The organism is Gardnerella nova, assembly GCF_049244055.1.
GTDB classification, from domain to species: Bacteria; Actinomycetota; Actinomycetes; order Actinomycetales; family Bifidobacteriaceae; genus Bifidobacterium; species Bifidobacterium vaginale_H.
The window spans coordinates 1096153-1111013 of record NZ_CP058369.1 but is presented as its reverse complement, the minus strand read 5'-3'; the positions used below and the strand labels follow the sequence as shown (position 1 = coordinate 1111013).

General features: G+C 48.4%; 3 protein-coding genes and 1 pseudogene. 3 read left to right on the top strand and 1 reads right to left on the bottom strand.

Going from position 1 to position 14861, the window contains the following annotated elements:
* Positions 1 to 43 precede the first annotated feature (43 nt).
* From HXT56_RS04465 to HXT56_RS04455, 3 genes and pseudogenes are all read left to right on the top strand, one after another.
* A pseudogene (locus tag HXT56_RS04465) lies at positions 44 to 1057 on the top strand (class C sortase); the annotation flags it as partial.
* A gap of 756 nt (positions 1058 to 1813) precedes the next feature.
* Entirely contained in the window at positions 1814 to 11668 is a 9855-nt protein-coding gene (locus HXT56_RS04460) for a hypothetical protein (RefSeq protein WP_421777853.1), read from the top strand.
* 634 nt (positions 11669 to 12302) lie between these two features.
* Positions 12303 to 14036, top strand: coding sequence for a bifunctional hydroxymethylpyrimidine kinase/phosphomethylpyrimidine kinase (locus HXT56_RS04455; protein ID WP_421777852.1), 1734 nt, complete (start codon positions 12303 to 12305; stop codon positions 14034 to 14036).
* Positions 14037 to 14672: 636 nt separating this feature from the next.
* On the opposite strand, the gene HXT56_RS04450 is transcribed toward HXT56_RS04455, so the two are convergent.
* Positions 14673 to 14861: a hypothetical protein gene (locus HXT56_RS04450; protein ID WP_421777851.1), complete on the bottom strand. Its 189-nt coding sequence runs from the start codon at positions 14859 to 14861 to the stop codon at positions 14673 to 14675.

Here is a 14861-nt window from a genome sequence, read left to right as displayed (position 1 = left end):
GGCAGGTCGTCGCGCGCGAACGCTTTCATGAGGATTTACTAACATGTTTAGGTTTTTTGAGAGTCGCATTGTGGCGGTTAAGCCAGATCGACGCGATTATCGTGGGGAACACGGTCGTCGCGATGATCAAGCTTATCCAAACGCGGGCGACACCAAACCTCAATCAACCAAAACAACCAAAAAAGCCAGCACCAAAAAGTGGCGATTCTCTAAGTCGTGCATTGTGCCGACGCTGCTGTTGCTTGCGTCGTTTGCGTCGCTTATTTATCCGCACGCTGCCATGTGGCTGAGTCAGTATCACATGTCGGAGGTTGCGGCCGAGTATGCGAAGCTTATTACGCACACGATTCCGGCTCCGCACGAGCAGTTGGACCGCGCGCGCGAGTATAACAGCAAGCTTTCGTCGGGCGCTATTTACGAGGCGAACACGAACATTCCGACTTCGCACGGCGCCACGTCGGATGCTAGCCAGGATTACTGGGAGCAGTTGAAGGCGAACGACGACGGACTGATGGCGCGCTTGAAGATTAAGAAGATTGATCTTGATTTGCCGGTGTACCACGGTACGGAAGATGACACGTTGCTTAAGGGCCTCGGTCACTTGCGCGGCACGTCGCTTCCGGTGGGAGGCAAGGGCACGCGTTCGGTTATAACCGGGCATCGTGGTCTTGCTAGTGCGGAAATGTTTACGCGTCTCGATGAAATCGTTAAGGGGGACACGTTTACGATTGAGGTTTTCGACGAGGTGCTCACTTATAAGGTGATTGAAAAGATCGTTGTGAACCCGGATGAGACGAAGAAGATTGCGGCCGTTCCTGGTAAGGATTTGATGACGCTGATTACGTGTACGCCGCTTGGCATTAACACGCAGCGCATTTTGGTGACGGGCGAGCGCATTATACCGACGCCTGCGGCGGATGAGGCTAATCGTGGTAAGAAGCCGGATGTGCCGAGGTTCCCGTGGTGGGTTGTGGGCTGCTTCGGAAGCTTGTGCGTGGTGGGCGGCTACATTTGGTGGGCTGGTTTGCCGGTTAAGAAGAAAAAGAAGGAGGATAAGGAAGATAAGGGAGCTGGCGAGGCTGGCGACGGTAGCGCGACTGACGGCGTTGTTACGGAAAGCAGTGCGGAAAGTAGCGCGGAAAGTCTTGAGAAAACAGGGGAAGAAACCAGAGAAAGCGTAGAAGAAAGCGTAGAAGAAGAAGGCGAGAAAGAAAGAAGCGTAGAAGAAGGCGAGAAAGAAGGGGAAGGCGCCGATTTAGCTGACACTGGTCTTACGAATGGTGACGTTGCGTATACAGGGTTGGCTGCGTTGGTTAGGGGAGCTGGAAGCGTTGCTTCGAAGGTTGATGCTGGTGATGCTGCGTTGCGTGAGGATGCGTTGCGTGGTGAGGATGCGTTGCGTGGTGATGCTGCGTTGCGTGAGGATGCGCATGCTGCGACGAGTGAGATAGGTGTGACGAGTGCGATAGCCGCAATTAGTAGCACAGATCTTGCGCGCGAGGAAGCTAGAGCGATTGCGAATCGGTCAAAAAAGAGGCCGAAAGTCAAAAAGTCTAGTTCGCGTAAGAAGCACAAGCGGAGAGGTAATGGCGAAAATACTTTCGGCTGGATTATGAACATTCTCGGCTTGTAGCTTATAGTGCGCCACGGCGTCGTGACCTAACTGAACGAATAACTGAACGAATAACTGAATATGCAAGTAAACGGTGCTGCAGGATTCTGCGGCGACGCAAACGAGCGCGAGTTCGCGGCTTGATTTAGGGAGTTCCCCTACATTTAGCATCGGAATCGCAAATAAACTTAGGTGGAAACGATGAAGAGTATCTGGACGATTATGCTAAACGTTCTTGCGTGCATTGGTGGGGCGATGCTGCGCATAGTGCGTGCGGCGGGCAAGTGCATGCTTGCGATGTGGCGTACTGTGTGTAGGGGCGTGCCTGCGTTGGGTAAGTGCGTGCCTGCGTTGCTGCGTGCGTTGCGTCGTGCGGTGTATCGTGCGTTCAAGACGGTTCTCGTTTGCGTTATTGCGACGGCGATGTGGCTGCCGCTGTGCTTGACTGCGGACACCGCGGTTGCGGCGGATGCTGCTAATAATTCCAGCACTTCTGCTGAGTCTGCCAAGTCTGCCAAGTCTGCTGCTGATTCCAATAAGTCCAGCAATAAGTCCAGCAATAAGTCCGACAATAAGTCCGCTAACAATTCCACCAACACATCAAATACTCCATCCGAAAACCCATCTCCTGATGCCGATGCTCAGCTTTCAGCATTCCAAAGTTTCCCTAATTCCAGTACATCCGTTACTCCAGAAAATCCATTTAAAAAGTTCGGCTCTAATTTAGGTTCGGGTCTACTTTCGCAGTACGGCTCTCAGTACGGCTCAGCCTACAAAAACATGCCCCCTCTTGAGCGTGCTGCCAAAGAAGCGCAAGCTCAAGCGCAAAACCGCGAAGCCCAAGAACGCAGTGGTGAGCGCGATTCTTACGAAGTGTATCATCCTGGCTGCGGTAAGGATTATGCTCGCGGCGAATGTTTTACTGTCGAAGGCGATGGTGCTGGCGCTCGTGCTACAAACGGCCACGATTTGGATGTAAACGCTAAAGGTTACACGCACAATTCTGGAACAGTAAACGGTGCTGTTGATTATCCTCGTGGACATTATGAGAATGGCCCTGTGCCTGAAGATCCTTCCGGAACTAACCACTTTGGTAAAACGTACTTCACGCCGTACCCTAGAGGCACGTATATTATGAAGCGTTTGCGTGATATGACTATTAGCCCGCAAGGTAACGGCATGGATGTGTATAAGTTACCTTTGGATGATGTTGCAGACTTTGTGTTTGTAAAGCGCACGCCTAAGCTTTCCGGCGGCGGCTTCGTGTGGGATATAATTTTCAACATGGGTGGCCGCACACAGGGTGCAGCTGATGCTCTTAACTACTTTACGGTTCCAAAAGGTCAGACTTTGGACAAGGGTAGCGAAGGTGGAAGGCAGTACATTCAGCGAGTCCTGTACACGGGTAGGGAAGAAACTGCAATGTACAAAAAGGAGGTAAAGCATATTGCCAACCCTCCTCGCGAAACTTGCTCATTCTCGTGGGATAATCCTAACGGTTTGTGCAGCAAGGAAGTGAAGAGTAGCGATTTTGCTCCGGGTGATGATCTTACCGCAGCTTGGGATAAGATGAGCGGCAGTGACGACAGTCAAAACGGAAACTATTCTAGACTTCTTCCTCAATCCATAAGTAGTGATGACTTAAATAGCGATAAAGTTATTGGTTCTTGCCGAGATGGATCTGGTTTAGTTTGCATTAGTTCTTCGAGTTATGCGGCTCCGGATGATGGCGTCCACAAGATTGCACCTAAGACAGAAGGTAGTTACGGGCGAGGATACTCTCCTGCGTACATGGCTATCGTAAAAAATCTTTACAAGTCTATAGAAACTGATACTCAGCGCGTCTTTAGTTTTGTGAATGAAGTTCATAAGGAATCTGGCGATTATGAAGTTCCTTACACTTATAAGATTCATTTCACTACCAGTACTCAGCCTGGGCACGAGAACGATTCGTTCTTCTACGCTGCAGGATCTTACTACGGCAGAAGGAATAATACTGCTTTTTACGGTCGGACTGATCCGTTTGGGAATAATTCTAAGTATTCGTTAATAAGTTTTGGCCGTAATCGTGGTAAGTATATGTATACCACTATGTACCAGCAGTGGTATGGTGCGCCGCGAATTATGGATGTTCAGGCGCCAAGGTGGCACTTCCTTAAGGGAACTGGTTTGGGACCGTACAACAGCAATAATGGTAACTACCTTTCTAATTACGGTATTACGTTCTCAAGTGTTCTTCTGAATTTAGTAAATAGGCCTTTATATGATTCTCCTGCTATTCAAGTGAATGATAATATTCGTCTGCTCCCAGATTATTATTCTCCTAATAACGGTTACGCTCGAGGCAATCAGTGGTTCCGTACTCCTGGTGTGGGGGATCACAATACTGTTGATTCAACGCCTGGAAGGCATAAGCTGCAACTAAAGTACAGTAACGATTATTATCGCATTAGCGAAACGCAGGATTTGTGGTATAGGATTATTACGCAAACGGACGTGTTTAAGCCTTTGCAAACCGAGGAGTGGATTGACGATAAAACAAGTCCAACTGCTCCAAAGTATTACAATTACGATAAGCCGCTTCCGGATCCTAAGACTTTCGTGCAATTTGTGAAGAATAGGGCGCATTTATACAATCAGGTAATGGCTTTTGATCCTAACTTGTTCCTTCCTGTAAATACGAATATGTACGGCACTAACATAAAGTATGGTTCCGTACGGCAAGATTCTGGCAAAACTACGGCGTATCCTATTGACGAAACTTACAAAGATTCTAAAGACAACGACGCTAACGATAATCTTCGTAAAAACGCTGTGTACAACGTTGAATGGACCGACCAATGGGGTGAGCAGTCTCGTAAAAACACGTTGGAAGATGCGGATGTAAAAATTGCTGCAAAAGTGCCTGTTGTAAGTGTGCTAAATCCTTGCGCTCACTCTAAGATTTTGGATGAGCATAAGGATGAAATGAATAGGGATAGGTCCGCATCTAACGGTGATAGGTCCGCTGTTGACGCAAGCATGCGTTCGGCTAATACTGAGCGGTCTGCGGACGTTGAAAACCGTGACGCTGCAACGTCTGCGTGCTGGCCTACTCCTCAGGATGCTACGAAACGCAATATTTGGTATATAAGTAACGCTCCAAAAAATGCAAAGCAGGGGGATGAATTAACAGACGCAGACAAGCAGGATGTTATAAAGAAAATCAATAGGCAGTACGGCACTTGGATGCGCAACAAGTATAGTGCGCAGTTGCAGACCCAGTCTAATGGCAATCCTGTAGAACCTACAGTTTTGCCAAATGTTGTGTTTGTAAAGTACGCGAAGATTACGTTCTGGGATAACTCAACTACTGTTATACCTGTTGTGTTTGCTTATGTTGACTATGAGGATCCAAAGCTTGATGTAAAAGTGAGCGTAAATAATGGCGATGCTGAAGAAGTGCCAGAAGATGGTATGAGAATTGCTGTTGGAAGCAAAATTAAGTTCTGGGTTAAAGGTCATGACGATACGAAAATACTTCTTGGCGTTATGGAGAAGGATACGGTTAAGAAGTATGTTGGAAATAAGTTCCGTGACGACTTCAAGATGATTAATGACCCTAAGGTTGACGAAGACGAGGATCCTGATCGTAAAGGCGGCGGCCACTTTAAGACTATACAATACGACGATTTTAATCATGGTAGTAATATGCCTCATACTGATAAAGATCAAGAAGGCTGGGTTCTAAAGAAAGATTTGGAAAAGGATAATAATCCAGCTCAAGGTTCGCCTACGGTTAAAGATCAGGATCAATCTGACGGTATTCACGATCTTATATTCCACGGTTGGGATGCTGCAGGAAACTCAGTGTTTAAGAAGATTAGGCTGATTATTGTTTCTAAAGATTACGGTTTGCCAAACGTTTGGTGGGATAAGCGCACGAAGGAAGTTGGCAATAACGTAGATAAAAACGGACGTAGGGATACGAGTAAAGACTACAAGTATTACGTTGGGCGCGTAAAGCCGTGGGACGGTGATAAGCGCGTGCGCTCGATTATGGTACGCATTTGGGCGCGCGGTAAAGGCAAGCCTGTAGTTGACCCTGTACAAAGTAAAACTCATAAGAGTTTTGATGAAAAGTGTCCTTCAGATGGTAGCTGCTACGGAATTATTATTCAGAGAGACGGCTTAGGGAAGCCGTGGCATCAGGTGAATACTGATGGTAGAAGTAATATGCCGAAGACGGTAGGGGCTCGACGCGCTAGGTCGGTTGATGCGGATAGAGCTGCTTTAGAGGACAGAGATGCAGCTGACGATAAAGCGGCCGATGGAAAGGATGCTGACGGCAAGGCAGCTGATAACAAGTCGGCTGACAGCAAGGATAAAGATAAATCTAAAGCTGACAGCAAGGAGAAAGCTGACGACAAATCGACTGGTGATAAGGCTGCTGACGGCAAGGCTGCTGGCGGCAAGGCGAAAGTTGACAACAAAGCTAAAGCTGATAGCGAAAAAACTGATAATGCCAAATCTGGGGAGAACTCTACCCAAAATCAGCAAAAGCCGAAGGAACAGCAGCCGCAAAAGCAGCAGAATCAGTCGCAAAATCAGCAAAAGCAAGAAAATAAGCAGGAACAGCAGATTCCGCAGAATCAAGCTAACAACAAGCCTGCTTCTTTGAAGATTTCTAAAGAACTTAAGAAGAACGCTAAGAATAAGACAGCTAAGAAGAATTCTAAGAAGGATTCTAAGAAGCGCAATGTTCCTGGAAGGCGCGGTAAAGTAAGGTTTGCTGTTCTTAAGGAAGACGAAAACAAGAGCATTGATAGCAAGCTTGAAAATAAGCAGAATACTGATCAGAAGACCGATCAGAAGCCAAGCGAAAACGCTGCAAATTCTGAAAACGCTGCAAATTCTGAAGCCAAGAATGTTCCAAATAATGGCAACGAAAGGCAGAACAAAGCAGGCGATACTAACGCGTCTACGGGAGTAAATAAAGACGTTAAGAAACGTTTGAAGCGAAGCACTCAAAACAAGGGTGGCAAGAATGGTAATACTGGCAAAGACCGCGAAGACAAGGCTAAAGAAGACGCTGAAAAACAGAATCGAGATGCTGACGACGACCGTGCTGCAGGAAATCCAAGTGATACGCAGCTCAAAGAAAAGTACGCTAAGCGAGTGATTACGGATCTAAAAGGCAAAATTCCTGGTTGCGACCCGGCAAAAGCTCCGGACGGAAGCTGCGAAATTACGTTCGATCCACAAACCGGCGATATTACGATTCCGGAATACTTTGCGGAAATTGGCTCCAGAATTTATGTGGATGCTGGCATAACGGGAGACTCAGCAAAAGCTATGGACGAGGTCAAAACTAGCCTTTGGCAACTCACCGGAGTTTCGGAAGAATCCGACCCACTTCCGTTGAAAATTACATGGCCAAATGGCTTAGTGCAAGTAAGCCCGTACGAGTTAAACGACGCAGAAAAGGGAGCATTGCTTACTTGGATGCGTCACGACCCTAAGAATTACAGGCTTTTTGTCTACCGCGAGGAAGAAATCGGCATTAAAGGCGAAGATAAGTACGATACTTATAACGAGTACGATAAGTCTAGTAGTAAATTCACTTACGCTCAAGGAGATGGTAAACCTAAGTATTCTTGCAAGGCTGAGGGTAAGCATAGTAGCGACTTGCAGTGGAAGCTGTGCCTAGACGGAGTTATGGGACCCCGTAAAATCACTACAGATATAAACGATATTCCTAAGATGGAGTATGCGAAGAAAACGCTTGTTTTTGAAAAGCTAGAAACAAGCGATAAAACTGAGCTGAACCCTGTTATGAATAAGGTGACGCGCTTCGTAGACATGCGCAAAGATTATACGTGGGAACTTAAAGGTACAAAGGTTGGTGGAAGGGAAAGTGACCCGGGCCTCGAAATGCGAGGAAACCAACAATACGGTACGCAGTATTTAGTGTACAAGTGGAATATCAACACTGGTAAAAGGCTTAACACGGATGCTGTGCTTAATTTAATTAAAGGCGTACCAAAAGCTCAAGATCCAAATAAGCCGCAACCTTCGCTTAGCAAAGTTCTTGACGGTTCGAAGAATAAGCATGATATTCTGTATGGTCCAGAAGGTAACGGAGGCTGGGACGGTAAGTTGCCAATACGCGGATTGAGTTTTGGTTATGCTCCTAATGATGGTACGTGTACTCCAGGCGGGTATAGCGACGATAATGTTGGAAAATGCCAGTGGGAAAACGTGCTTGATTTAGTTAAGTATACCCCGGATGAGCATGGTGGAAATCGTGGCTCTTTTGCAGACAACGTTGATGTGAACATGATTGATGAGACTGAAGTTCCTATTACGGATAAGCTCATAGACGCCGGGACAAAAGATGAGCGTAGCGAGTACACAATCCGTAAAGACTTCCTTATGCCTGGAGGAAAGTATTTTAACGGTCAAGCAGATAACGAAAACATTGGCGACATTATAACCGAGAATAAAGGCGTTAATTCGGTGAATGATTACGATAATGTGCCATATGTGCCCGGAGAAGGTGATCAGGAAGCTGCAGAAAGATACTTCAACAAGCGACCATTTATGCACGCGCAACTGTTCGTGCGTAACGGCCTAATAATGAACGATTTGCTACTGAGAAATAATGATTTTGATAAAAATGATGTAATACAGGACGTTACCACGAACGTAATTAACGTGTGGTTCATGCCTGTGGACGGCAAAAAGCCGACGATTAGTGCGAAGAAGTATGACAAAAATGGTAAGCCGTGGAATATTCATGGTGATTGCCTGATGAATCAAAACAACCATGGCCAGTGCGGATTGAGAAGTGGCGAAGATCCGCTCGATTTGGACAGAGTATGGTATAACCCGGCTTATAAGAGAGATAGCTACGGTAGTGTAGATAACGCTACTATACACTTAATTGATAATTTGAAGCTGGATGATGACTTCAATGCGTACGACAAGACTATACAGCCTGAATCAAAATATGAGAATGATGAACCGAAACCAAAAGAAGGTAAATCAAGTAAAGTTCTTGAAGATAATTTGCGCGTGAAAATTCTCGTTTGCAAGAGCACGGGCGGTAATAGTTACAATTGCGACGGAGCTAAGAGTCTCGAGTTTGTTAAACGTGGAAAAGAGTATATTAAATCGCTTCAAAGGTTTATTGAATCTAACAGAGGCAATAAGCCTGGGGACACTATATTCAAGATGGTTGCTTCAACTACAGATAGCGCCGGTAAAAATAGCGATGAAACTGCTGTAGGATGCTTCAGAGTAACGTGGAAAGAAGCTCCGGGGCCTAGCGTAGTCGCGTACGATGGAAATACGCACGAAAATCCAACTACTGAGAAAAATTGGCTTTATCAAAATGAAGGAGCTAATACTTCAGAGTTAAATAATGGAGTATTGGTACAGCCGTCACAGCAAATGTATGGTCGTGAGTATGCTGCAAAACGAATGGTTATTTACTTCCATCCTAGGAAGAAATACACCGTTGCGGCCAGCAGTGCAAACGGAGGCGCAAACGGAAGTACCGGTGGAAGTAATGAGCAGTCCTACGACATTGGTAAAAAAATTGCATTGTGCTGGACGAAGAAAGGTTTGTATAAATACTGGTTGCTGTGCGATGGGTACGATCCTGCAAAAGAAATAAGAGGATGGCATGATGAAGCCAAGTATAATACAAAAGGTCCTGGTATATACATTGATCCGTCTAATGGTGATGTTCGCTTCACGCCTAATTACTTGGAACCGGGCAGCGTAGTCCGAGCGCGCAGCCGTACAGGTTGGTATGCAGGGCCGTGGTCCCCAATGCCAGGTTTACGCGACGTTGAAGACTCTGACGACAACCAAGACGCCAGAACTGGTGAAAAATCAGGTAAAGTGCGTTCAAATGGTAAGGATCGTGACGCAGGTAACACAGTGGATCTTGCTAAACAAGAGGATGATGATAACGTCCTGCCAATGGAATTAGCAAAAGAAAAACCAAGTGAAGTGTGTAGGCCAGATAATGTTTCTGCAGACGCATGGTCTAAAGGTCAGCATCCTTCCGACTGCGTGTACTTCGGCGTAGCCATGCACAGGCGTATTGTGCAAGTGCACCCAATGCTGCTAAGCGGCGACGAAAAGCACGCAATCAAAACCGAATTACACAAAGAAAACGAAAGCGGAAACTGGATTAAAAGCGATAGCGAAGTCACGTCAAACGATGAAATAACGCTAAGCCCAGGCCAAGCAATGGTGACGTTCAAGGAAAACGACTACGATACTAGCCATAATCCACACGTATCTAAGCCGAACAACTTCCCTGAAGATAATTACGGAGGCCGAGCCGGGAATATACAAGACGTAGCCGTATTGACGCGCGGTTGGCGAAGCCGCATACTCGTGCCTCTTCCTAGAATCAAGCAGATTACGCGATTTGCTAGACTTCGTGTTTCTAAAAAATTTGACGATACTGATAAAGCAGCCGACTATTTGGTGACGTGGGATCCAAAGCATCCGTACGTTAATGATCGAAAAGACGACCCAGGATTTATGCTGTCTCCAGACGGAAAATCGCTGTTCTATCTATTCAACCTCGGCACTAAAGCGCCGTTTACGCTTAACGACCTGCAGTATGGAATTGTGCTGAAACCGAATACCGTAAGACTTGAAAAAGAGTGCGGTAAAGGTTACAACTTGTACGACTGCCAGCCGTCACTGCGCGAAGTAAAAGGTAGCGGCAAGGTTGATGGTGAGTATAAAGAAAACAATGTTATTGTTGGCCAAAACGGTTACAAGATGATTGAGAACAACTTCTACGTGTATACGCCGGACGGTGGCGGTGCTGGCGATACTGGCGGTGCTGGCGGAAGTGGCGATGCTGGTGGAGCTGGTGGTGCTGCTGGAGCTGCTAATAGTGCTGGTGGTAACGCCGCGCCTATCGGTGATAGTGAGCATAACACTTCGCACTTAACGGCATACGTAAACATTATCGACATGACTTCTGCTAATTGGAGAGGTGACGGTAAAGGCCTCAGTGGTGGCGGCGGTGACCATATTACTGGCGGCGAAGGCAAAACTTACGGAACTAACGATAGTATAGATGAAACCAGCTTCAAGGGCATAGCTGCATGGGGTAGCTCTGGAGCTATTGCAACAGGCAGAAACGACTTCCATATTACAAAGAACGATAAGGTGTTTGCGGCACCGCAAAGCACTCAGCTGATGACTCTAGGTGATAGCTGGGTGAATAAGACGCTGCTCAACACTCGCGGACGAAATAAAGATAAGTACAACGCGGAAGGTGACAGCACCGACGAAGCAGCAATGCGCGTATACGTAATACCTGTTGATAACGTTGGACCAACTGTTGCTGCAACTGCAGGATCGCTTCTCAGCGGTCACACGGATGCTAAGAATCCTTACGTTGTAGCAATGGATGAGAAGGACTACTCTAAGCTCACGGTTGAGGGTAATCCTTTGGAATACGACAAGGACGGAAAAGTTTCGAAGTCGGAAAGCAAGGATAAAAATAAGACTTTGTTTGCGGATGTTCACGACGACTACGATAGCTTCTCTAGACTCAGCGACCTTAGCTTGTACGCGTGCAAAGTTAATAAGATTGGCGGCGCAACTGATTTTGACAGCTGCAAGTCAATAATGAGCAATGGCTCCGTAGATGCTGCGGCGTTCAAGAAGCTAAAGACTGACGGTGACGGAGTTGAGTACGCTTTGTACGGACGTGCAAAAGATAAGTCCGATAATGAGAGCGACGGCTTTAGTGATAACAACGGTAAGGGTCGCTTAGTCGGCTACTTCAGCTTTGGATACTTAGTGCGTCCGGTTCCTCTGCCGTTCACGGGTGGCCAAGCTGCAATATGGTTCAGCTTCATGTTCGGCGTGCTGTTTGCGCTGTTCTTGGCATCCGGCGCGTTCGGAAGGCGCGGATGGCTTGGCTCGGTGCTTAGCGGTTATGGATTTGGCTCGCTCACAGACAGCAAGCACTGCGACGCTTCGGTTGAAGCGCTTCGAAGCGGCAAGCTGCTCAAGTGGCTTCGACTGTGATGAATAAGTTGTGCTTTGACCGAGCTTGAAATCCCAATGATTTCAAGCTCCTTCAAAGCGCTCGTGCGAGCGTTTTCACGCTTTTGTGGAACATTCTCCGGAAAATTCCTGGCGTTTGCGCGACGACCTGCCTGAGCGCTGCGATTTAGCGCGCGAAGGCAACTCGGAGCGGAAACTCGCTTAAGTTGGAAGTCCGGGGGACTTCCAACGCGAGTTTCGTAGCGAGCGCGTCGCAATCCGCGCGAGCTTTTCGGCTGTTTTTTGGAACATTTGCGGGAAAAACTCCGGCATTTGTTGCTGAATTTGCGTAATTGTGGAACATTCTCCGGAAAATTCCCGGCGTTTGTTGTTGTTTTGGCTGTTTTTTGGAACATTTGCGGGAGATTTTCCGGGTTTTGTAGCTACTTTCGCGCTTTTTTGGAACATTTTCCGGAGAAAAATCTCCCGCAAATGTTCCATAAAAGCCAATGCTCGCGCTCTATGCGCTCGCAATCTGCTACTCCACTAAGTAGTGTGTGAACGATATAGTCGAATTATGGTTCGGAGTGCGCAATGCTGCGATAATCGCCAAGCAAAACGCTGAGATTACATCCGCAAGAACCTGATCTAGATAGTGCTAGCGAAGGGAAACATCATGACAACAATTGCACAAACAAACGCTGATAGCAACGTAGCAAACGCAAATACAAACGAAACTACACGCGCAACTAAACCCGCAACTTTCTCAACCCCACGAGAAAACTCGTTACCGCAGCTCGGTGACCCAATCATTCCGCGCGTGCTCTCCATTGCCGGCACGGACCCAACTGGCGGCGCCGGCATCCAAGCCGATCTCAAATCAATCATGGCATCCCACGGCTTCGGCATGTGCGTAACCACCAATCTGGTCGCTCAAAACACGTGCGGCGTGCGCGAAGTCTACACTCCGCCAACCTCATTCCTACGCGCACAACTCGAAGCCGTATTCGACGACGTACAAATTGACGCTGTTAAACTCGGCATGCTCGGCGACAAACCATATATCGAACTCGTGCGCGACTGGCTCGCGTCGCACCCTGTGCCGGTTATCGTGCTCGACCCGGTGATGGTAGCCACTTCTGGCGACCGTCTACTCGAACAATCAGCCGAGGAAACATTGCGCGAATTTGCAGCAAAAGCGGATATTATTACCCCAAATATTCCCGAACTTGCCGTATTGTGCGAGCAGCAGCCGGCCACCAACTTTGCTGAAGCGTGCGCGCAGGCTCGCCGCTGGGCTGCCGACAACAACACCGTGGTAATCGTGAAAGGCGGACACTTAACCGGTACGGACGCTGGAAACACGGCGGTATTCCCGGACGGCACCGAAATTCACGTGCCTTCTCCACGCGTCGACACCGCCACGACTCACGGAACTGGCTGCTCGCTGTCGTCGTCGCTGGCAGCTCGCGTCGGTTTGGCGCTTCGCGAAGGTAAAAAACTCGAGGATCACGCAACCGTTGCGGAGGCGTTGGCTTGGACCACGCATTGGCTTAACGAGGCGATTGCGCACGGTGAAGATTTGCACGTTGGGAAGGGCCATGGTCCGGTGAATCACGCGGCGCGTCAGTATAGGATGGAGCTTGATTCTTCGGCAACTCCTTGGGAGTTTATGAAGGTTGACGTGCGAGAGTTGGACGGTACGAATCCGCAAACTTGCGTTGCGCCTGCGCGCACTGAGGCTCGTAAGCCGTGGATTGCTGCGGCTGGACCGTGGACTGAGGCGTTGTGGAAGGCGAGTGCTGACGTCGATAACAACATTGTGCGCATGCCGTTCGTTCAGGCGCTTGGCGACGGTTCTCTTGACGAGGATTTGTTCGACTTTTATCTGAACCAGGATGCGGAATATTTGAAGCGCTACTCTAGGGCTTTGGCGGCTTGTGGAGCCAAAGCGCACGATGACAAGGCGCGCGTGCACTGGTCGTCTAGCTCCGCGGAGTGTATTGAGGCTGAGTCTGAGCTGCATCGCGGCTGGTTTAAGAAGACGGGTCAGCCGATGCGACCGGTGTGCTCGCCTGTGACGCTGGCTTACGTGAATCACTTGCTCGCTTCGACGTTGGGCGAGGATTATGTGGTGGCGGTTGCCAGCGTGCTTCCGTGCTACTGGCTGTATGAGGAAGTTGGTCACGTGCTCGCTGAGGCGCTTAAGCCAGGAAATCCGTACTATGAGTGGATTGAGATGTATTCTTCGGAAGGTTTCGACGCGTGCGTTCGTACGGCAATTGAGTGCGTAGAGCAGGCTTTTGAGGAGGCGTCGCCGAAGCAGCGCGTGCTTGCGGCGCAGGCGTATATGACATCGTGCGTGTACGAGTACGATTTCTTTAATCAAGCTCATCGAGCATTGCGTTAATGCTCCGAGTTGCTTTCGCGCGCTTTGACCGAGCTTGAAATCCCAATGATTTCAAGCTCGGTCAAAGCGCTGCGCGAGCGTTGGCTGTTTTTGTAACATTCTCCGGAGTTTTTCCCGCAAATGTTCCATAATTACGCAAATTCAGCAACAAATGCCGGAGAAAAAACTCCCGCAAATGTTCCATAAATTGACCAAAACGCTCGCGCGGATTGCGACGCGCTCGCTACGAAACTCGCGTTGGAAGTCCCCCGGACTTCCAACTTAAGCGAGTTTCCGCTCCGAGTTGCCTTCGCGCGCTACGCTCAAAGTGCGAAAGCAGGTCGTCGCGCTGTGCGAACGTCACCGTTTTTTTCGTTACTCGTGCAGTTTGCATGCAGCGTGAGTGTCTCTTAATCCTGTTTTTCGGACCCGCGTGCAGTCGGAGTACTGCGCGAGTGTCTCTTAATCCTGTTCTTCGGACCCGCGTGCAGTCGTAGTACTGCGCGAGTGTCTCATTTTGCTTGTTTTGGGACACTGGTGCAGTCGGAGTGCTGCGTTAGGGTCTCTTAATCACGTTCTTCGGACACGCGCGCAGATCGCGTGCTGCGTTAGGGTCTCTTAATCACGTTCTTCGGACCCGCGTGCAGTTGGCAGCACTCACAAAACACAGCCAAATTCCCAATGAACAACCACACTAATCTGCCCTGCCTTCGTCAATCGAGACGAAGGCAGACCTCGCTTGCGTTGAAAGCACACCGTGCTTTCAACTTGAGCAAGCTCACGCTCCGAGTTGCCTTCGCGCGCTAAATCGCAGCGCTCAAGCAGGTCGTCGCGCAACTGTTCCAC

What these genes read in the sequence shown, in the direction of transcription:
- HXT56_RS04460 (WP_421777853.1), top strand. Translation starts at nt 1,814, where the DNA reads ATGAAGAGTATCTGGACGATTATGCTAAACGTTCTTGCGTGCATTGGT.
- HXT56_RS04455 (WP_421777852.1), top strand. Translation starts at nt 12,303, where the DNA reads ATGACAACAATTGCACAAACAAACGCTGATAGCAACGTAGCAAACGCA.